Origin of the sequence: Klebsiella terrigena (genome assembly GCF_006539725.1) — a bacterium.
Classification (GTDB): Bacteria; Pseudomonadota; Gammaproteobacteria; order Enterobacterales; family Enterobacteriaceae; genus Klebsiella; species Klebsiella terrigena.
On sequence record NZ_BJNO01000002.1, the window covers coordinates 241,317 to 261,337 of the forward strand.

Consider the following 20,021-nt stretch of genomic DNA (forward strand, 5'->3'; position numbering starts at 1 on the left):
TAATTGTGATGATTAAAATGTGTCGCTATGCGTTGATCACAGCACTGGCGATATTCCTTGCCGGGTGCGTTGGGCAGCGTCAGGAGCCCGCGCCGGTAGGGGAGGCGCAGCCGAAACCGGAGCAGCCCGCTCAGCCTACGGTACCAACGGTGCCGGGCATTCCGGCAGTTCCAGCGCAGCCGGGTCCGATTGAGCATGAACAGCAGCCGACTCAGCCAACCCCGCGCGTTCGCCACTATGACTGGAGCGGTGCGGTACAGCCGATGGTCGGGCAGATGCTGCAGGCGGGCGGCGTGAACGCGGGCAGCATTCTGCTGGTTGATAGCGTCAATAACCGCACGAACGGTACGCTGAACGCGGGTGAGGCGACCGAGGCCCTGCGCAATGCGCTGACGGGAAACGGCAAGTTTACGCTGGTCTCGCAGCAGCAGCTCGGCGTGGCGAAACAGCAGCTTGGCCTGTCACCGCAGGATAGCCTCGGCAGCCGCAGCAAAGCGATGGGCATTGCGCGCACCGTTGGCGCCCAGTACGTGCTCTACTCTAATGCCACCGGCAACGTCAACTCACCTGAGCTGAAGATGCAGCTGATGCTGGTACAAACCGGCGAGATTATTTGGTCAGGTAAAGGTGCAGTTCAGCAACAGTAAGCTAACGCGCGATGAGCTATTGTCGCGCTTTTTCCCCCGCTATTCGCCGCTCGACGATCCGGCCTTTGCCGGTCTGAGCGGCGGTAGCTGCATCGTCAGCGACGGCACCCGGCGGCTGGTATTACGCCAGCCGCACGATCCTGCCGCCCCCGCCAGCGATTTCCTTCGTCAATATCGCGCGTTATCCCGGATGCCGGATACGCTTGCGCCGTCGCCGATTTTTTACTCCCCGCGCTGGATGGTGGTGGAATACTGCGTCGGTGAAATGAAAAGCGCGCTGCCGCCGTGCCCGCAGCTGGCCGGGGTGCTGTATCATCTGCACCAGCAGCCGTGCCTGGGCTGGCGTATCGCGCTGGCGCCGCTGCTGGAACGCTACTGGCAGCAGAGCGATCGCTCGCGACGAACCCCGCTATGGCTGCGCTGGTATAAGCGTCTGCTACGCCGCGGAGAGCCCCGGCCGCTGCGCCTGGCGCCGCTGCATATGGACGTACATGCGGGCAATCTGGTTCATACCGCGGGCGGGCTGCGGCTGATCGACTGGGAATATGCCGGCGACGGCGATATTGCGCTGGAGCTTGCCGCCGTGTGGATTGATTCTGCACAGCAGCGACGGCTGACGGCGGAGTATGCCCGGCTGGCGAAGATGAATGAACGTCAGCTGTGGCGACAAATTCAGCGCTGGCGCCCGTGGGTATTGATGCTCATGGCAGGCTGGTACGAGCGTCGCTGGCAGCAAACCGGCGACCGGCAGTTTATCGCCCTGGCAGATGCGGCCTGGCGTCAGTTAGACACATAATATAAGAGAGGTCAGTGTGGGTCCGGTAATGTTGGATGTCGAAGGTTTTGAACTGGATGCGGAAGAGCGGGAGATCCTCGCGCACCCTTTGGTTGGCGGGCTGATTCTCTTCACCCGCAACTATCACGATCCGGCGCAGCTGCGCGAGCTGGTGCGTCAGATCCGCGAAGCTTCGCACAATCATCTGGCGATCGCGGTCGATCAGGAAGGCGGGCGCGTCCAGCGTTTTCGCGAGGGCTTTACCCACCTGCCGGCCGCGCAGTCCTTTGCCGCACTGCTGGGAATGGAAGAGGGCGGCAGGCTGGCGGCGCAGGCCGGCTGGCTGATGGCCAGCGAAATGATCGCGATGGATATAGATATCAGCTTTGCGCCGGTGCTTGACGTCGGCCACATCAGCGCCGCCATCGGCGAGCGCTCTTATCATGAGGATCCCGAGAAGGCGCTGGCCATCGCGCGCTGCTTTATTGACGGTATGCATGAAGCGGGCATGAAGGCGACCGGGAAGCATTTCCCAGGTCACGGCGCGGTAACCGCGGATTCGCATAAAGAGACGCCGCGCGACCCGCGCGCTGAGGCGGAAATTCGCGCCCGGGATATGGCCGTTTTCCGCACCCTGGTTGCGGAGCAGCGCCTTGATGCGATTATGCCTGCCCACGTTATTTATACCGACGTTGACCCGCGTCCGGCCAGCGGCTCGCCGCACTGGCTGAAGACGGTACTGCGCGGGGAGTTAGGCTTTGACGGCGTGATTTTCTCCGACGACCTGTCGATGGAAGGCGCGGCGATTATGGGCAGCTATGCCGAACGCGGACAGGCTTCTCTGGATGCAGGTTGCGATATGATCCTGGTCTGCAATAATCGTAAGGGTGCGGTCAGCGTGCTGGATAACCTGTCGCCGATCAAAGCAGAGCGTGTTACGAAATTGTATCATAAAGGTTCCTTTACCCGTCAGGAGCTAAGGGATTCCGCCCGTTGGAAGAGGGTCAACGCGCAGCTGGAGCAGCTCCACGCGCGCTGGCAGGAGGCGAAGTCCGCGTAGCGAACCTGAAGGGCGTTGTTGTCTGGTGAGGATGCGATGATTATCTATTTACACGGTTTTGACTCTAACAGCCCCGGTAACCATGAAAAGGTGCTGCAGCTGCAGTTTATCGATCCCGACGTGCGGTTGATTAGCTACAGTACGCGGCATCCGAAACACGATATGCAGCACTTGTTAAAAGAAGTCGATAAGATGCTGCAGCTCAACGCCGACGATCGGCCGCTGATTTGCGGCGTCGGTCTCGGCGGCTACTGGGCGGAACGGATTGGCTTCCTCTGCGATATCCGCCAGGCTATTTTTAACCCGAACCTGTTTCCCGATGAGAATATGGAAGGGAAGATCGATCGCCCGGAAGAGTACGCGGATATCGGCACGAAGTGCGTGAATAATTTCCGTGAAAAAAATCGCGATCGTTGCCTGGTGATGCTTTCCCGCAAGGATGAAGCGCTCGACAGCCAGCGTTCGGCTGAGCTGCTGCACCACTACTATGAAATCATCTGGGATAACGAGCAGGGCCATAAATTCAAGAGTATCTCCCCGCACCTGCAGCGGATAAAGGCCTTTAAAACCCTCGGCTGATAGCCCCCCTCCAGCCCGCTGTGTGAACGCACAGCGGGCTTTTTTTTATCCATTCCGTGATTGCCTGCGCAAAAAATATGCGGTAAAACTTGATGCATATCAATTTTGGTATGACCAATGAACCGTTCATGTTATTCTCGATTCCGCTGAATGGTTTCAATGCTGTAACTTGTTGTTAATTAAAGGCTATTTCTATAACTTTTAATTAACAATTGGTTAATAATTTTAGGGGGTCACGTGACTACACCATTGAAAAAAATAGTAATCGTGGGTGGCGGCGCCGGCGGACTGGAACTGGCTACTCAGTTGGGTAAAAAGCTGGGCCGCAGCAAAAAAGCGAAAATCACCCTGGTGGATCGCAACCATAGCCACCTGTGGAAACCGCTGCTGCATGAAGTGGCAACGGGTTCGCTCGACGAAGGTGTAGATGCGCTGAGCTACCTGGCTCATGCCCGCAATCACGGTTTCCAGTTCCAGCTCGGGTCAGTCGCGGATATCAATCGCGAAACCAAAACCATCACGCTCAGTGAACTGCGTGATGAAAAGGGCGAGCTGCTGGTGGCCGAGCGTAAGCTGCCTTACGACACCCTGGTGATGGCGCTGGGCAGTACCTCTAACGACTTTAATACGCCGGGCGTTAAAGAGAACTGCATTTTCCTCGATAACCCGCACCAGGCGCGTCGTTTCCATCAGGAAATGCTGAACCTGTTCCTGAAATACTCCGCGGATCTCGGCGCCAGCGGCAAAGTGAATATTGCTATCGTCGGCGGCGGGGCCACCGGCGTAGAGCTCTCTGCCGAGCTGCATAATGCGGTTAAGCAGCTGCATAGCTACGGCTACAAAGGGCTGACCAACGAAGCGCTGAACGTCACGCTGGTTGAGGCCGGTGAGCGTATTCTGCCGGCGCTGCCGCCGCGTATTTCCGGCGCCGCGCACAGCGAGCTGACCAAGCTCGGCGTGCGGGTGCTGACGAAAACCATGGTCACCAGCGCCGATGCTAACGGCCTGCACACCAAAGACGGCGAGTTTATTAAGGCCGATCTGATGGTCTGGGCTGCCGGGATTAAGGCGCCGGACTTTATGAAAGAGATCGGCGGTCTGGAAACCAACCGCATCAACCAGCTGGTGGTTGAGCCGACGCTGCAAACGACCCGAGATGCGGATATCTACGCCATCGGCGACTGCGCTTCCTGCGCCCGTCCGGAAGGCGGATTCGTGCCGCCGCGCGCGCAGGCCGCTCACCAGATGGCAACCTGCGCGCTGCATAACATCCTCGCGCAGATGAAAAACAAGCCGTTGAAACCTTATGCTTATAAGGATCACGGTTCGCTGGTTTCGCTCTCCAACTACTCGACCGTCGGCAGCCTGATGGGTAACCTGATGCGCGGTTCAATGATGATCGAAGGCCGCATTGCGCGCTTCGTTTACATCTCCCTGTACCGCATGCACCAGATTGCCCTGCACGGCTACTTTAAAACCGGCCTGATGATGCTGGTAGGGCGCATCAACCGCATCATTCGTCCGCGCCTGAAGCTGCACTAATTCTCGGGCGCCCCGCTCCCGGATGACGGCGTTAACGCCTTGTCCGGGTTCGCGGAGCGCGACGAGCTGTCGCCTGGTCAGATAACGCGCTGCCGGGCGATTATCCGGAATATCGTCCTGTAAGATTCGCTATATCCTCTCGGATTCCTCTGAATCCCCGCTGTTTGCTGCAGATCCTCGCATTTTTCATCCGCTTTCTCATTTGCAAGCTCCCCGGGTAGATAGCAAAATTATCGCTATCAGCAACAACGGAGGATGCCCCGTGAATAAATCAATGTTGGCGGGTATAGGGATTGGCGTGGCCGCCGCGCTGGGTGTGGCAGCTGTCGCCGGTCTGAACGTACTGGATCGCGGACCGCAGTATGCGCAGGTGGTCTCCAGTACGCCGATTAAAGAAAGTGTTAAAACGCCGCGTCAGGAGTGCCGCAACGTCACCGTAACCCACCGTCGTCCGGTACAGGACGAAAACCGCATTGCCGGTTCGGTACTCGGCGCGGTTGCCGGCGGGGTTATCGGCCACCAGTTTGGCGGCGGCCGTGGCCGTAGCGTTGCCACCGTCGTGGGCGCGTTGGGCGGCGGCTATGCCGGTAACCAGATTCAGGGATCGATGCAGGAAGGCGATACCTACACCACCACGCAGCAGCGCTGCAAAACGGTGTATGACAAATCGGATAAAATGCTGGGCTATGACGTCACGTACAAAATTGGCGGACAGCAGGGCAAGATTCGCATGGAACATGACCCCGGCACGCAAATTCCGCTGGATAGTAACGGTCAGCTGATCCTGAATAACAAAGCGTAAAAAAGACGTTTATTGATATTTGCCCCTCACGCTCAGGGTGAGGGGCTTTTTTTATCAGAAGCTCAGGGCGTAGTTCAGACCAAAGGTGCGGCCGCGGCCTTTGTACTCATACAGCGAACTGCTGCCGTAGGTTGGGCTGTAGAGCAGCGGCGCGCGCTGGCCCCAGATGGTGACGTAGTCTTCGTTCAGCAGGTTTTCGATGCTGAAGGTCAGCTTACCCAGCGGCAGCGCGTAGCTGCCGATAAAGTCGACGGTGTTGTAGCCATCAAGCTTGTTGCCGCTGGCGTCGCTAAGATCGAACACCTGCTGGGTTTGCACGCGCAGCGACCACGGGTCCGGCGCCCAGCCGACCCAGGCGGTGGCTTTCGACGGTGAGGCGAGGGTCACATCCCATTTCTGCCAGCTGCCTTCGCTTTTCACCTGCGATTTCAGGACGTTGAAGTTAGCTCCTGTGCTCCAGTCGCTCTGCGGGAAGGCGTAATCTACCGCCCCTTCAACGCCGTAAATACGCCGCTTATCGGACTCAACGTCAATCGTCATATCGGTGCGGTTGACGACGATGGTTTTGTCCGACGTTGAGTAGTAGGCCGCCAGCTGCGTGCGCAGGTTGTCGCCGGTGTAGCGCCAGCCCAGCTCGTAAGAGTTAACTTTTATCCCCTGCAGCGGTGAATCACCGACGTTGACGCTCGACAGCAGCGGAAGGTTGCCGTTAACGGCGGCGCCGTATTTACCGATGCCGTAGTATTTGCCCGGATCCGGCAGCTCGACGCCCTGGGAGAAGTTAAACCAGGTCTGCTGGCGGTCGGTAATGTGGGCGACAATCCCGGCATTAAACAGGAAGTTATCGTAATCAGTTTTCCCACCGGGAATGGCGTCCGCCGAGCGGGCTTTCCCGTTGGCGATGTCCTGCTGCTGCGCATAGCCGACAAAATCATTCACCCGGTTTTCCGTCCACTGGTAGCGCACGCCGCCGCTGACGGTGAAGATATCGTTCAGGTCGTAGCTGCTCTGCAGGAACGGAGCGAGATTGGTGATGCTGTAGCCCGGGTAGCGGCCAGTGGTGTAGATGGCCTGATTATTCAGCCCGCCGGAGGCCATCGATTCGTTGAGGTCGAAGAACATCTGGTTGGCGTTGAAGGTTTCATGATCGGCGTCGAGCCCCCAGGTCAGGTCCCAGCCCTCCAGCGGCTGGCTGTTGAGGGTAATTTTGGCTCCGTACTGATCGGTATCCTGCTTCGAGGAGGAGAAGCTGCCGACCTGGCCCTTAGCGAGGGTCGGGAAGGGGTAGAAGGTCAGGGATTCATCGCGATAGTAGATCTGGCTGACCAGATTCTGACCGTAGAAGTCGGCGTCGGAATACTGGAGGCTTATCAGGTGGCGCTCGGTGCCGGGTACGCGGTCGGAGTCCAGCCCGTCGGTGGTGTAGGCCTTGCCGTCGCCGGTCACCGCCGACATGTTTTTCCCCAGGTACAGGCCGTAGTCGTCGCCCTGGCTTTTATAGTACTGCGTGACCAGCTGAAGCTGACGATTATCGTCGATGTTGATGGTGCCGGTGCCCATCACGTCGAGGCGGTCGGAGTGCTGTAAGCCGGTCTGGGTATTATCGAGGATCAGCGCATCGTTATTGCCGTCATACCAGCCGCCGAAGCGCTGATAGGCCACCGATAATCTGCCGGAGGCGTGGTCGGTACCGCCGCTCACCGCTGCCGCCACCCGCTCATCATGATCGTTGCTGTTAGCAAAACCCGTTTTGCCGCCCAGTTCGAGATCGACCTGGCGATCCTGCTGGCCTTTTTTGGTGACAATATTGATCAGGCCGCCGGTACTGCCGCCGCCGTACAGCGAGGTGGCGCCGGAGATGACCTCGATGTGCTCGATGTTGAACGGATCGATGGCGTCGAGCTGACGGCTGTCGGTGCGGGAGGAGTTTAGCCGCACGCCGTCGATCAGCACCACGATCGCGCGACCGCGCATATTCATGCCGTAATTTGTCCGTCCCTGGCTGCTGACGTCGATGCCTGGAATGAGCTGCGCCAGCACATCTTTGAACTCCTTGCCGCCCTGAACCTGCTGTTCAATTTCGTGACCTTCAATAACCCAGGTGGTCTGCGCCATTTCGGCAACGGTACGGTGCGTACGGTTGGCGCTAACGATCAGGTTTTCTTCAGCCGCCTGGGTGCTAAAGACGGGGAGGGTGGTAGCCAGCAGCAGTGGGTTAAGCACCCAGAGACGCGTGTTCATTCGCATTCCTTTTATGAGTTAATTGCTTTGTTGTTAAGCATTGTTGTTCTATTTTTTCGGCGCGTGTGCACCGATTGTTACAGGGTGAAACAAATTGAAAAACTCAAATGCGAATTCTGCACGTAGTGATTATTGTTATCAATATCATTTACAACAAATTAACGCTTAAAGGTGTGAAAACATTAGTGAAAATGGGGTTAAGGCAGAGGATGGTACCGGGAGACGCAGGCCCGGTGACTGAGATCACCGGGCAGCAGAGCGGGTTAGTGCTGGAGGATTTGCCGCCACAGGCGCAGGGTGGTCTCGGCAATTTGCATTAATTTGCTGAAATCGGCGCCTTCACGAGCGCTGATCGACATCCCCTGCAGGACGCAGTTTAAGAACTGCGCGAGCTGGCGAACGTCGCCGTTTTCCGGAAACTCGCCGCGCAGCTGGCGCTGCTGCAGGAACTGGGTCAGCGTCTGCTCCTGCATAGCGTGCCGCGACTTAATGGTGTTGGCGATATCGGTAGAGGAGGCCGCCAGCGCCGCGGAGGTGTTGATCATAAAGCAGCCCGCCGGGGTATCTTTACTGGTAAAGCAGGTGGCGATCGCGGTGAAATAGTCCCGCAGGGCCTGGTCGACCGACTTCTCTTCGTCAAACAGCTGCGCTTCGTGTCTGGCGGCAAAGCGCGAGATATAGCGATCGAGCACCGCGCGAAACAGCCCCTCTTTATTGACGAATTCGGCGTAGAGCGTAGGGGCCTTTGCCCCGGTAGCTTCCACCAGGTCGGCAAGGGAGGTTGCCTCATACCCATGCTGCCAGAACAGCGTCATGGCCTTATCCAGCGCCGCTTCCTTGTCGAACACTTTAGGTCGGCCACGGCTTTTTTTTGTGCAACTTTGAACGTCAGTTGTCATGATGCCGCCTGTACCTATGTTGGTTTGTTGAAGGGCCATTATAAAAATAAACGGCATAACCTGCCAGCAGAGTCAGTCCAAAAATAAATAATTCATATATGTATGAATTTTAAGTTGTTTATAAATAATTAAACGATCGTTATAAAAATGCGTTGACGTGTGATGCAGGTCACATTATTATTTACCTATCGATCGTTAAGTTAATTCTTGCGACCCTAACAAAAAATCATCTGCATAGGTATAATAATCATGAAAACCATCAAAACTCTGACCCTCGCTGCCGTACTAAGCTCACTCTCTTTCGCAAGCTTTGCCGCCGTTGAAGTGCAATCCACTCCTGCTGGCCAGCAAAAAATCGGCACCGTTTCCGCTTCTGCCGGTACCAACCTGGGCTCTCTGGAAGACCAGCTGGCGCAGAAAGCTGAAGAAATGGGCGCGACTTCATTCCGCATTACGTCGGTAACCGGTCCTAACACCCTGCACGGGACTGCGGTTATCTACAAATAAGCTGTTCCCTCTGTCATGCCACTGACAAACGCGGTTCTGACCCCTTTATCAGGCCGCGGTAGTAAGCAGTAAGTTGTTCCCCTGTTATGCCAATATTGCGAAGCGGTCCACACCCTTATGGACCGCGACTCGCTGTCTGAATGTCCGGCTCTTCCCCCAATAAAACACCATAAAGACCCCCCTCAGTTAAGCGGTTTTCCGCTCAGCGGACGCCTTGCATCGCTGCGATCCCCGTTTCCTCGCGTGAGGTTGCAGGCAGTCCCGTCGCCATCTTGCAGCGGATAATATCGGTTGTTTTGAGCGACGCGGATAAACCGGTGCAGAGGAAAAGGCGAACCGAAGGCCGCAAGAGGTGAATTGAGGCAGGAGCGAGTAGGTCGAATTGAGCCGGGCGCAGCGCGCAGCAGCGATTTCGGCGCGGGATTGCGAAGATGGTTACATGAGGTTAAAGGGGAAGAGGCTTCTCTTCCCACAAATCCGCTCACCCGGCGCCGGGGAAGGACGTTCTGCCTGACGGAAAGACGCCAGGCTGAATAGGGCGATTACAGCGCCTGCCCGCTATCCGGCTGATGGCGGGTCACGTCAATCGGCATGCCCGAACGCAGTTCGATTGCGCGCTCCATAACCGGCCGGTCGGTCAGCTGCGCCTCCTTGAAGGCCAGCATTTCGGCGTTAAGCACGATGGGCAGCGTCTGCGGATCGTCATCAAGGTGCTTCGACAGCGGCTGATGAATCTCGACCAGCCGGCTGCCGTTTGGCTCAACGGAAGCTTTAATCGGCGTGTTGATAATATTCACCCGGGTTCCGGGAGTAATTTTATTGAACAGCGTCTTAATATCATTATCGCGCAGGCGAATGCAGCCCGAGCTTACGCGCATACCGATGCCGAAATCGGCGTTGGTACCGTGCAGCAGATAGACGCCGCCGTAGGCCGCCAGGCGGATCGCGTGGTGCCCCATCGGGTTATCCGGCCCGGCGGGAACCACGGCAGGCAGCTCGATGCCCATCGCCTTGTAGCGGGCGCGGATATTGGCCGTCGGCGTCCAGGTCGGGTTGGCGCGCTTATCCGAGACGGTCGTGACCATCGTTGGCGTAAGGGTATCGCCCCCGAGCTGGCCGATACCGATAGGGTAGACGGTCACCTCATTCTTGCCCGGCGGATAGTAGTACAGACGAAGTTCGGCGAGATTAATCACCAGCCCTTCGCGCGGCGCGTCCGGCAGCAGCGTCTGCAGCGGAATGGTCAGCACGCTGCCGGCGCGGGGAACGTAGGGGTCGACGCCGGGGTTAGCCTGCAGGAGCGCCAGAAAACCGACGTTATACTTTTTGGCAATGGCTTCCAGCGAACCGCCGTTATCCTGCACCACGTGGAACTGATTTTGCCCCACCAGACGGCTTCCCGGCGGCGGTAAAGGCCAGGTGTTAGCATGGGCCGGAAGCGCCAGCGCGGCGACAACGGCAACCAGCGCCAGCCACAGAGAGATACGCGAAGAGTTTATGACCATAATAAGTAAGTGGTTATTTTCCTACGGAAACAGAGACAAATTATGGCGCGGGGGAGTGTGGGGAAACCCTGGTGGATTGCAAAACATTTGTAAAGTTTGCTGAATGTGTCGGATGAAAAAATGGATACGATGAATATCACCGTATCCATTTTCTCCGTCACGGTTAGGCGACGGCGTTCTCTTCCAGCTGGCGCATAAACTGGCGAACCCACTCCATGCGCGTTTTCCGCTCGGCGAGATCCTGCATAAACTTCAGCCGCGTCGGCCCGTCGAGGCGGAAGTGCTGCGGCTGTTTCTGCAGCAGGCCAATCAGCCACACCGGGTTGACGTGGTTCTTTTCGTTAAACTCAATCATGCCGCCTTTTTCGTTCCCCTCCAGCTTGCGAATGCCAAGCTTCTGCGCCTGCTGGCGCAGACGGGCGATATCCAGCAGATTTCTGGCCGCGTCCGGCAGCAGGCCGAAGCGGTCGATAAGCTCAACCTTGATCTCCTCCAGCTCGTGCTCGCTTTTGGCGCTGGCGATGCGCTTGTAGAACGAGAGTCGGGTATTTACATCCGGGATAAAGTCGTCCGGCAGCAGGGACGGCATCCGCAGTTCGACCTCCGTTTGCTGGCTGGTCAGGTCTTCCAGCGACGGCTCGCGCCCGGCCTTCAGGGCATCAACGGCGTTCTCCAGCAGCTCCATATACAGCGAGAAGCCGATGGTGGTCATCTGCCCGCTCTGGTCTTCGCCCAGCAGCTCGCCGGCGCCGCGAATTTCCAGATCGTGGGTTGCCAGGGCGAACCCGGCGCCGAGGTCCTCCAGCGAGGCGATCGCTTCCAGACGCTTTTGCGCATCGGTGGACATCGCCTTTGGATGCGGAGTCAGCAGCCAGGCGTAGGCCTGATGGTGTGAACGCCCGACGCGCCCGCGCAGCTGGTGCAGCTGAGCAAGGCCGAAATGATCGGCGCGCTCGATGATGATCGTATTGGCGGTCGGGATATCGATCCCGGTTTCAATAATGGTGGTGCAGACCAGCACGTTAAAGCGCTGGTGGTGGAAATCGTTCATCACCCGCTCAAGCTCGCGTTCGCGCATCTGCCCGTGACCGATGGCGATGCGAGCCTCGGGCACCAGCTCGGCCAGGCGGTCGGCGGCTTTCTGGATGTTTTCCACGTCATTGTAGAGATAGTAGACCTGGCCGCCGCGCAGTATTTCACGCAGCATGGCCTCGCGTACCACCAGCGCATCGTACTCGCGAACGAAGGTTTTCACCGCCAGACGGCGAGCCGGAGGAGTGGCGATAATCGACAGATCGCGCATGCCGCTCATGGCCATATTCAGGGTACGCGGGATCGGCGTCGCGGTGAGCGTCAGAATATCGACATCGGCGCGCATGGCCTTGATGCGCTCCTTATGCCGCACGCCGAAGCGGTGCTCCTCATCGACGATCAGCAGACCAAGATCGCGCAGCTTCACTTCGCTCTGCAGCAGCTTGTGGGTGCCGATCAGAATATCGATTTTGCCCTCGGCCGCCTGTTCCAGAATCTGCGCCTGTTCTTTGGCGCTGCGGAAGCGAGACAACATTTCGATGCGCACCGGCCAGTTGGCGAAGCGATCGCGGAAGTTGTCGAAGTGCTGCTGAGCGAGCAGGGTCGTTGGCACCAGCACCGCCACCTGCTTATGGTTTTCTACCGCCAGGAAGGCGGCGCGCATGGCAACTTCGGTTTTACCAAAGCCCACGTCGCCGCAGACCAGACGATCCATCGCCAGCGGCTGGCACATATCGCTCAGCACCGCGTTGATGGCCTGGGCCTGATCGGGGGTGGTTTCAAACGGGAAGCCGTCGCAAAAGAGCTGATACTGTTCGCGATCGTGCTTGAAGGCAAACCCGGATTTGACCGCGCGCTGGGCATAAATATCCAGCAGCTCCGCCGCCACGTCGCGCACCTTCTCCGCCGCTTTTTGCCGCGCTCGCGCCCAGGCGTCGCCGCCGAGCTTGTGCAGCGGGGCGCTCTCCTCCGCGCCGCCGGCATAGCGGCTAATCAGATGCAGCGAGGAGACCGGGACGTACAGTTTGGCGTCATTGGCGTAGGTGAGCATCAGGTATTCACCCTTGATGCCGCCGGCCTCGAGGGTGGTCATTCCCGCATAGCGGCCGACGCCGTGCTCAAGGTGCACCACCGGCTGGCCGATATGCAGCTCCGCGAGGTTGCGAATCAGGGTATCGGGGTTGATGGTGCGCCGCGAGTCCTGGCGTCGGCGCGCCACGCGCTCGCCCAGCAGATCGCTTTCACAAATCAGCGCCAGGCCGCGCGGGCCATCGATAAAGCCGTGCTCGGCGGCGCCAATCATCAGATAGCGGCCGCTGCCGGTCGCCTCTTCGAGACGCAGGATATGCTTTGGCGCAACCTTAATGCGCGCCAGCATTTCGCCCAACGCTTCGCGACGGCCCTCGCTCTCGACCGAGAAGATAACCGGCCCGCTGAAGGATTCGAGGAAGCGACGCAGGTTATCCAGCGGCGCTTTGTTCTGCGCCTGAATCGCCAGCTCCGGCAGCTTCTGATAGCCGAGGTTGGTATGGGCCGCTTTCTCCGCCAGGCGGTCGGTTTTTAACTGCACGCGCGGCCATTTTTTCAGCTCGCTGAACAGCTCATCGCTGCGCAGCCAGAGCAGCTCCGGCTGCAGCAGCGGGCGCATTGGGTCAACGCCGCGGCTCTCAAAGCGGGCGTGAGTTTCACTCTGGAAACGTTCGGCGCTGGCTTCCAGCTCGCCGGTATTGACGATCAGCGTGTTCGCCGGGAAGTAGCTAAACAGCGGCGGCAGCGGCTCGTTGAAAAACAGCGGCTGCCAGTATTCGATGCCGGTGGGCAGGGTGCCTTTGCTGACCTGCTGATAGATATGCTCGGCATCGCGCTTGACCTCGAAGCGATCGCGCCACTGGCTGCGGAACAGCTCGATGGCGGCCTGATCGGTCGGGAATTCGTGGGCGGGCAGCAGATTGATCGCCGCCACCTCTTCGAGCGTGCGCTGGCTGTCAACGTCAAACAGGCGCAGGCTGTCTATCTCATCATCGAAGAAATCGAGGCGATACGGCTGCTCGCTGCCCATCGGGTAGAGGTCGAGCAGGGCGCCGCGGGTCGCGTATTCGCCGTGCTCCATGACCTGATCGACGTGGCGATAGCCCGCGCTATCCAGCTGCTCGCGCAGGGTATCCCGCGACAGGCGCTGGCCTTTTTTCATCACCAGCGCGTGGCCGTGCAGGTAGTTATGCGGACAGACGCGCTGCATCAGCGTGCTGACCGGTACGATCAGCACGCCGCGCTGCATGGTCGGCAGCTGATAAAGGGTCGCCAGACGGGAGGAGATAATATCCTGATGCGGCGAGAAGCTATCGTAGGGCAGGGTTTCCCAGTCCGCCAGGGCGATGACCATGCTGTCGGTAAACTGCCGAATTTCATCATTCAGGCGCAGGGCGTTTTGCATATCGGGGGCGACGAGGATCACCGGGCCGTCGTGGCGCTCGGTCATTTCTGCGACCAGGGTCGCGCAGGCCGCGCCGGTGAGTTCGCCGAGCTGCCGCTGATCGCCGGGTTTGACCGGCAGTGAGTATCGATATTGTTGAGACATAGCGGTTGTCAGGATCCCTTAGAGCCTATCCCATTAGGCTTTTTTATTTGCCAGCAAAGTACGCCTACCGCAATAGGCTCTGAGTGATTCGCTCTACGATGTAGGGGCAAATCGCTGATATTCAATGCCCCTGATTATCCGCGATTGGCCTTAATTCGCCAACCCGAATGACAAAAGGATGTTCGTTTGCGGGGAAAGATTCTGATAGATAAGAACTGACATATCAAATATCCGATTGATTTATCTTTGCTTTTTCTCCGTCTGGCGACAAAAACTTACCGTTTCAGTGATTTACGCGTTGTGCTATGACATATATACTCGTGCATCGGCTATTAGCAACCAGATGGAATACATGTACCAACCTGCCGCACTCTTTATCGGCCTTCGCTACATGCGCGGGCGCGCAGCTGACCGCTTCGGTCGTTTCGTCTCCTGGCTTTCAACCATTGGCATTACGCTCGGCGTGATGGCGCTGGTGACCGTCCTGTCGGTGATGAACGGCTTTGAACGCGAGCTGCAGAACAACATCCTGGGGCTGATGCCGCAGGCCATTCTTAGCGCCCAGCAGGGCTCAATCAATCCGCAAACGCTGCCGGAAAGCGCCGTCAAGCTGCAGGGCGTCAGCCGGGTCGCGCCGCTGACCACCGGCGACGTGGTGCTGCAAAGCGCGCGCAGCGTCGCGGTTGGGGTGATGCTCGGCATCGACCCGGCGCAAAAAGATCCGCTGACGCCGTACCTCGTTAACGTCAAGCAGAGCGACCTGCAGGCCGGGAAATATAACGTCATTCTCGGCGAGCAGCTGGCCGGCCAGCTCGGGGTTAATCGCGGCGACCAGATCCGCGTGATGGTGCCGTCCGCCAGCCAGTTTACGCCGATGGGCCGCGTGCCGAGCCAGCGCCTGTTTAACGTTATCGGCACCTTCGCCGCCAGTAGCGAAGTCGACGGCTACCAGATGCTGACCAATATCGACGATGCGTCGCGCCTGATGCGCTACCCGCTGGGGAATATTACCGGCTGGCGCCTGTGGCTGAATCAGCCGCTGCAGGTGGATACGCTCAGCCAGCAAACCCTGCCTGCAGGCACGAAGTGGCAGGACTGGCGCGAGCGCAAAGGCGAGCTGTTCCAGGCCGTGCGGATGGAAAAAAATATGATGGGCCTGCTGCTGAGCCTGATTGTGGCGGTGGCGGCCTTTAATATCATCACCTCGCTCGGAATGATGGTGATGGAAAAACAGGGCGAGGTGGCTATCCTGCAAACCCTCGGCCTGACGCCGCGGCAGATTATGCTGGTCTTTATGGTACAGGGCGCCAGCGCCGGTATCGTCGGCGCGCTGCTCGGCGCGCTGCTCGGCGTGCTGCTCGCCAGCCAGCTGAACAATTTGATGCCGATTATCGGCGCGTTTCTTGACGGCGCCGCGCTGCCGGTAGCCATCGAACCGCTGCAGGTGACGATGATTGCGCTGGTGGCGATGGTGCTGGCATTGTTGTCGACGTTGTATCCTTCCTGGCGCGCTGCCGCCACCCAACCCGCTGAGGCTTTACGTTATGAATAAGATCCTGCTGCAATGCGACAATCTGTGCAAACGCTATCAGGAAGGCAACGTGCAAACGGATGTGCTGCACGATGTCAGCTTCAGCATTGAAGAGGGCGAGATGATGGCGATTGTCGGCACCTCGGGTTCCGGCAAAAGTACGCTCCTGCATCTGCTCGGTGGCCTCGATACGCCGACCTCAGGCGACGTTATTTTCTCCGGCCAGCCGATGAGCCAGCTCTCCGCCGCGGCCCGCGCCGACCTGCGCAACCGCGAGCTGGGCTTTATCTATCAGTTCCACCACCTGCTGCCGGATTTCACCGCTCTTGAAAACGTGGCGATGCCGCTGCTGATCGGCAAGCAGAAAGCGGCCGATATCGAACGCCAGGCAAAAGAGATGCTGCGCGCGGTTGGCCTTGAGCACCGCAGCAGCCATCGTCCGTCCGAGCTCTCCGGCGGCGAACGCCAGCGCGTGGCGATTGCCCGTGCGCTGGTTAACAAGCCGCGGCTGGTGCTGGCGGATGAGCCGACCGGTAACCTTGACGCCCGCAATGCCGACAGCATCTTCCAGCTGCTGGGCGAGCTCAATATCGCGCAGCGCACCGCTTTCCTGGTGGTGACCCACGATCTGCAGCTGGCAAAACGGATGAACCGTCAGCTGGAGATGCGTGATGGCCACCTGAACGCGGAACTGACCCTGATGGGGGCCGAGTAATGGCCTCTCCGTTATCCCTATTGATCGCCCTGCGCTTTAGCCGGGGCCGTCGACGCGGCGGCATGGTATCGCTTATTTCGGTGATTTCGACCGTCGGCATTGCGCTGGGCGTGGCGGTGCTGATCGTCGGCCTGAGCGCTATGAACGGCTTTGAGCGCGAGCTCAATAACCGCATTCTGGCGGTGGTTCCCCACGGGGAAATCGAGCCGGTTAAGCAGCCCTGGAGCAACTGGAACGAGGCGCTGGCGAAGGTTGAGAAGGTCAAGGGCATCGTTGCTGCGGCGCCCTATATCAACTTTACCGGGCTGGTGGAGAGCGGCAGCAACATGCGCGCCATTCAGGTCAAGGGCGTCGATCCTCAGCAGGAGAGCCGCCTGAGCTCGCTGCCGACCTTCGTGCAGAACAACGCCTGGGCCGGTTTTAAGCCCGGCGAGCAGCAGATTATTTTAGGCAAGGGCGTCGCCGATGCGCTGCACGTTAAGCAGGGCGACTGGGTATCGATAATGATCCCGAACTCCGACGCCGAGCACCAGCTGCTGCAGCCGAAACGCGTCAGGCTGCACGTCACCGGGATCCTGCAGCTGAGCGGCCAGCTCGATCACAGCTTCGCCATGATCCCGATGCCGGATGCTCAGCAGTATCTGGATATGGGCAGCAGCGTCACCGGGATCGCGATTAAAGTCACCGACGTCTTCCACGCCAACACCCTGGTGCGCGACGCCGGTGAAGTCACCAACAGCTACGTCTATATCAAGAGCTGGATCGGCACCTACGGCTATATGTATCGCGATATCCAGATGATCCGCGCCATTATGTATCTCGCGATGGTGCTGGTTATCGGCGTTGCCTGCTTTAACATCGTCTCCACCCTGGTGATGGCGGTGAAAGATAAAAGCAGCGATATTGCGGTGCTGCGCACGCTCGGCGCGAAAGACGGCCTGATCCGCGCGATTTTCGTATGGTATGGTTTACTTGCCGGTTCGGTCGGAAGCCTGATCGGGGTCGCCATTGGCGTGGTTTGCGCGCTGAAGCTGACGTCGATTATTAACGGCCTTGAATCCCTGATTGGGCATAAATTCCTCTCCGGCGACATCTATTTTATCGACTTCCTGCCGTCTGAACTGCACTGGCTGGACGTCATTTACGTGCTGGTGACGGCACTGTTGCTGAGTTTGCTGGCCAGCTGGTATCCCGCCCGCCGCGCCAGCCGCATTGACCCGGCGAGGGTGCTGAGTGGCCAGTAATTTATCGTCATGACCCGCTAATGCGCTTCATTTTGCAAGGTGAAGCGCAGGGTTAGAAAGAGGAATTGCTGAAATGTATTACGGATTTGACATTGGCGGCAGCAAGATTGCGTTGGGCGTATTTAACAAGGAGCGGCGGCTGCAGTGGGAAAAGCGCGTCGCCACTCCGCAGGACAGTTATGAAGATTTTCTCCAGGCGGTAGAGGCGCTGGTGCTTGAGGCGGACGCCCGCTTCGATTGCCAGGGCTCGGTCGGGATCGGCATTCCGGGAATGCCGGAGACCGCGGACGGCACTCTGTACGCCGCCAACGTGCCTGCCGCCAGCGGTAAACCGCTGCGCGCCGACCTTAGCGCCCGGCTGGGGCGTGAAGTGCGTCTGGATAACGACGCCAACTGTTTTGCGCTCTCGGAAGCCTGGGACGACGAGTTTACCCGCTATCCGCTGGTGATGGGGCTGATTCTTGGCACCGGCGTAGGCGGCGGCCTGATCCTCAACGGCAAATCGATTACCGGACATAGCTATATCACCGGCGAATTTGGCCATATCCGCCTGCCGGTGGATGCCCTGGAGGTGGTGGGGCGTGACTTTCCACTGACCCGCTGCGGCTGCGGCCAGCTGGGCTGCATCGAAAACTACCTTTCCGGCCGCGGCTTTGCCTGGCTGTACCAGCACTTTTATCACCAATCCCTGACCTCACCCGAAATCGTCGCGCTGTGGCAGCAGGGCGATGAAAAAGCGCGCGCCCACGTCGAGCGTTATCTTGATCTGCTGGCGGTGTGTCTGGGGAATATTTTAACCATCGTTGACCCGGATCTGCTGGTAGTTGGCGGAGGATTGTCTAACTTTACTGCAATAACCGAAGGGCTGGCGCAGCGCCTGCCGCGTCACTTACTTCCCGTTGCCCGGGTGCCTCGGATTGAGCGGGCGCGCCACGGCGATGCGGGAGGAATGCGCGGTGCGGCCTTCCTTCATTTGACTGATTAATCACAGAGGTAGCTATGTTGTCGCGCCGCTTACATCGATTGAGCCGTTTTCGCCGCAATAAACGACGCCTGCGCGAGCGACTGCGTCAGCGAATTTTCTTTAAAGAGGATAAGGTGGCTCCGGAAACGATGGAAAAACCCAGGGTAGTGGTGCTCACCGGCGCAGGCATTTCCGCTGAGTCGGGGATTAAAACCTTCCGCGCGGCCGACGGCCTGTGGGAAGAACATCGGGTGGAAGACGTGGCGACGCCGGAAGGCTTTGCCCGCGATCCCGCGCTGGTGCAGGCGTTTTACAACGCCCGCCGTCGTCAGCTGCAGGGGCAGGATATCGCCCCTAACGCCGCGCATCTGGCGCTGGCGCGGCTGGAAGAGGCGCTGGGGGATCGTTTTGTGCTGGTGACGCAGAATATCGACAACCTGCACGAGCGCGCCGGCAACCGCCGGGTTATCCATATGCACGGCGAGCTGCTGAAGGTGCGCTGTTCGTGGAGCGGACAGGTGCTGGAGTGGACCGGGGACGTCACCGTGGACGACAAGTGCCACTGCTGCCAGTTCCCGGCGCCGCTGCGCCCGCACGTGGTCTGGTTTGGCGAGATGCCGCTGGGAATGGACGACATTTACAGCGCGCTGGCCGATGCTGATATTTTCATCGCTATCGGCACTTCCGGGCACGTCTATCCGGCGGCGGGCTTCGTTCACGAGGCCCGCCTGCAGGGGGCGCATACGGTTGAGCTCAACCTTGAGCCGAGCCAGGTGGGCAGCGAGTTTGCCGAAAAACGCTATGGCCTCGCAAGCCAGGTGGTACCGGAGTTTATCGACCAGCTGCTCAAAGATCTCTGATCGCGCGACGCGAATCTCAGGGCCGGAGGGCGTTACCGGGTAGCGCCCTCCGGCGTATTGCCGCCCGGCGCTCCCGGCATTATCGTCTGAGGTTGTGGAATTGATACGATGATGTGACAGGTAAAACAGTATTGCGTGCTCTTTTATGACATCTTCTTACATTCTTGCAACAGAAAGGGAGTGTAAGCATGCGCACAGAGTATTTTGACTACCTGATCCTCGGGGATGAACATCACGGCGAGATCTACAGCGGCGTTAAAACCCACCGTCTTGAAGTTCGTTCGAAATACCCGCTGGCGAATCATGCCCATTCCCCTGCTGAAGAAGCCTCCGGCATCCAGCCGCGAACGGTGAATTACAACGTCCACGAATATCCAGCCCAGGATGGCCGCTTCTATATGGTGGCGACGAACTACCCGCTGAGCGATTTTGACGTGGAAGATGCGTTGATTAAATCGCGGGCGCATCCCGTGCGCGCCTGATCGCTGGCCGCGAAACCGAATCCAGAAAATTCGCATCATCCCCTAAGGCGCCCGTATC

17 protein-coding genes are annotated in these 20,021 nt (G+C 58.7%); 13 read left to right on the forward strand and 4 right to left on the reverse strand.

Going from position 1 to position 20,021, the window contains the following annotated elements; genetic code table 11:
• The first annotated feature begins 17 nt into the window (after positions 1-17).
• The 6 genes from lpoB (at position 18) to RTE01_RS03980 (ending at position 5,405) form a co-directional block, all read left to right on the forward strand.
• Complete coding sequence (lpoB, locus tag RTE01_RS03955) at positions 18-647, forward strand: penicillin-binding protein activator LpoB (RefSeq protein ID WP_161795674.1); 630 nt, start codon at positions 18-20, stop codon at positions 645-647.
• Positions 628-1,443, forward strand: a complete 816-nt coding sequence (gene thiK, locus RTE01_RS03960; RefSeq protein ID WP_141334710.1) for a thiamine kinase — start codon at positions 628-630, stop codon at positions 1,441-1,443. The genes lpoB and thiK overlap by 20 nt, the downstream gene beginning before the upstream one ends.
• A 28-nt stretch (positions 1,444-1,471) precedes the next feature.
• Positions 1,472-2,482, forward strand: a complete 1,011-nt coding sequence (gene nagZ / locus RTE01_RS03965) for a beta-N-acetylhexosaminidase (protein WP_161795650.1) — start codon at positions 1,472-1,474, stop codon at positions 2,480-2,482.
• A 36-nt stretch (positions 2,483-2,518) separates the two neighbouring features.
• Positions 2,519-3,061 (forward strand): alpha/beta hydrolase YcfP, encoded by a 543-nt coding sequence (gene ycfP / locus RTE01_RS03970; RefSeq protein ID WP_041144980.1) that lies wholly within the window; start codon positions 2,519-2,521, stop codon positions 3,059-3,061.
• A gap of 237 nt (positions 3,062-3,298) precedes the next feature.
• Positions 3,299-4,603 carry an NAD(P)/FAD-dependent oxidoreductase gene (locus RTE01_RS03975; RefSeq protein WP_076945221.1) on the forward strand — a complete coding sequence of 435 codons (1,305 nt, stop codon included), beginning with the start codon at positions 3,299-3,301 and terminating at the stop codon, positions 4,601-4,603.
• Between the two features lie 262 nt (positions 4,604-4,865).
• The gene (locus tag RTE01_RS03980; protein ID WP_052698707.1) at positions 4,866-5,405 is read left to right on the forward strand and encodes a glycine zipper 2TM domain-containing protein; all 540 of its coding nucleotides are present in this window, start codon (positions 4,866-4,868) and stop codon (positions 5,403-5,405) included.
• A 54-nt stretch (positions 5,406-5,459) separates the two neighbouring features.
• Here RTE01_RS03980 and RTE01_RS03985 read toward each other — a convergent pair whose 3' ends face one another.
• Positions 5,460-7,646 carry a TonB-dependent siderophore receptor gene (locus tag RTE01_RS03985; protein WP_134525557.1) on the reverse strand — a complete coding sequence of 729 codons (2,187 nt, stop codon included), beginning with the start codon at positions 7,644-7,646 and terminating at the stop codon, positions 5,460-5,462.
• Positions 7,647-7,909: 263 nt separating this feature from the next.
• Positions 7,910-8,545, reverse strand: a complete 636-nt coding sequence (locus RTE01_RS03990) for a TetR/AcrR family transcriptional regulator (protein WP_134525559.1) — start codon at positions 8,543-8,545, stop codon at positions 7,910-7,912.
• A gap of 249 nt (positions 8,546-8,794) precedes the next feature.
• Between RTE01_RS03990 and bhsA the strand changes: the two genes are divergently transcribed.
• Positions 8,795-9,052 (forward strand): multiple stress resistance protein BhsA, encoded by a 258-nt coding sequence (gene bhsA / locus RTE01_RS03995; protein WP_041144985.1) that lies wholly within the window; start codon positions 8,795-8,797, stop codon positions 9,050-9,052.
• Between the two features lie 542 nt (positions 9,053-9,594).
• Here bhsA and ldtC read toward each other — a convergent pair.
• The gene (ldtC, locus tag RTE01_RS04000) at positions 9,595-10,557 is read right to left on the reverse strand and encodes a L,D-transpeptidase LdtC (protein ID WP_134525561.1); all 963 of its coding nucleotides are present in this window, start codon (positions 10,555-10,557) and stop codon (positions 9,595-9,597) included.
• Between the two features lie 163 nt (positions 10,558-10,720).
• Complete coding sequence (gene mfd / locus RTE01_RS04005; protein ID WP_141334712.1) at positions 10,721-14,167, reverse strand: transcription-repair coupling factor; 3,447 nt, start codon at positions 14,165-14,167, stop codon at positions 10,721-10,723.
• A gap of 352 nt (positions 14,168-14,519) precedes the next feature.
• On the opposite strand from mfd, the gene lolC reads away from it, so the two are divergent.
• The 6 genes from lolC (at position 14,520) to RTE01_RS04035 (ending at position 19,963) form a co-directional block, all read left to right on the forward strand.
• Entirely contained in the window at positions 14,520-15,719 is a 1,200-nt protein-coding gene (gene lolC / locus RTE01_RS04010; RefSeq protein WP_134525563.1) for a lipoprotein-releasing ABC transporter permease subunit LolC, read from the forward strand.
• On the forward strand, positions 15,712-16,413 hold the full coding sequence (lolD, locus tag RTE01_RS04015; protein ID WP_041144989.1) for a lipoprotein-releasing ABC transporter ATP-binding protein LolD: 702 nt from the start codon (positions 15,712-15,714) through the stop codon (positions 16,411-16,413). The genes lolC and lolD overlap by 8 nt, the downstream gene beginning before the upstream one ends.
• Entirely contained in the window at positions 16,413-17,657 is a 1,245-nt protein-coding gene (gene lolE / locus RTE01_RS04020; RefSeq protein WP_076945223.1) for a lipoprotein-releasing ABC transporter permease subunit LolE, read from the forward strand. Before lolD ends, lolE begins: the two co-directional genes overlap by 1 nt.
• A 73-nt stretch (positions 17,658-17,730) precedes the next feature.
• Positions 17,731-18,642 carry an N-acetylglucosamine kinase gene (gene nagK / locus RTE01_RS04025; RefSeq protein WP_041144991.1) on the forward strand — a complete coding sequence of 304 codons (912 nt, stop codon included), beginning with the start codon at positions 17,731-17,733 and terminating at the stop codon, positions 18,640-18,642.
• Positions 18,643-18,656: 14 nt separating this feature from the next.
• A complete protein-coding gene (cobB, locus tag RTE01_RS04030) occupies positions 18,657-19,481 on the forward strand; it encodes a Sir2 family NAD+-dependent deacetylase (protein ID WP_041144992.1) in 825 nt (274 codons plus the stop codon).
• A 188-nt stretch (positions 19,482-19,669) separates the two neighbouring features.
• A complete protein-coding gene (locus RTE01_RS04035; protein WP_134525565.1) occupies positions 19,670-19,963 on the forward strand; it encodes a hypothetical protein in 294 nt (97 codons plus the stop codon).
• The last annotated feature ends 58 nt before the right edge of the window (positions 19,964-20,021 follow it).

Excerpts from the sequence above, each read along its gene's own strand:
- lolE (WP_076945223.1), top strand. The coding sequence starts at position 16,413 with ATGGCCTCTCCGTTATCCCTATTGATCGCCCTGCGCTTTAGCCGGGGC.
- nagK (WP_041144991.1), top strand. The coding sequence starts at position 17,731 with ATGTATTACGGATTTGACATTGGCGGCAGCAAGATTGCGTTGGGCGTA.
- cobB (WP_041144992.1), top strand. The coding sequence starts at position 18,657 with ATGTTGTCGCGCCGCTTACATCGATTGAGCCGTTTTCGCCGCAATAAA.
- nagZ (WP_161795650.1), top strand. The coding sequence starts at position 1,472 with ATGTTGGATGTCGAAGGTTTTGAACTGGATGCGGAAGAGCGGGAGATC.
- mfd (WP_141334712.1), bottom strand. The coding sequence starts at position 14,167 with ATGTCTCAACAATATCGATACTCACTGCCGGTCAAACCCGGCGATCAG.
- lolC (WP_134525563.1), top strand. The coding sequence starts at position 14,520 with ATGTACCAACCTGCCGCACTCTTTATCGGCCTTCGCTACATGCGCGGG.
- RTE01_RS03985 (WP_134525557.1), bottom strand. The coding sequence starts at position 7,646 with ATGAACACGCGTCTCTGGGTGCTTAACCCACTGCTGCTGGCTACCACC.
- RTE01_RS03990 (WP_134525559.1), bottom strand. The coding sequence starts at position 8,545 with ATGACAACTGACGTTCAAAGTTGCACAAAAAAAAGCCGTGGCCGACCT.
- lolD (WP_041144989.1), top strand. The coding sequence starts at position 15,712 with ATGAATAAGATCCTGCTGCAATGCGACAATCTGTGCAAACGCTATCAG.
- lpoB (WP_161795674.1), top strand. The coding sequence starts at position 18 with ATGTGTCGCTATGCGTTGATCACAGCACTGGCGATATTCCTTGCCGGG.
- ycfP (WP_041144980.1), top strand. The coding sequence starts at position 2,519 with ATGATTATCTATTTACACGGTTTTGACTCTAACAGCCCCGGTAACCAT.
- ldtC (WP_134525561.1), bottom strand. The coding sequence starts at position 10,557 with ATGGTCATAAACTCTTCGCGTATCTCTCTGTGGCTGGCGCTGGTTGCC.
- RTE01_RS04035 (WP_134525565.1), top strand. The coding sequence starts at position 19,670 with ATGCGCACAGAGTATTTTGACTACCTGATCCTCGGGGATGAACATCAC.
- bhsA (WP_041144985.1), top strand. The coding sequence starts at position 8,795 with ATGAAAACCATCAAAACTCTGACCCTCGCTGCCGTACTAAGCTCACTC.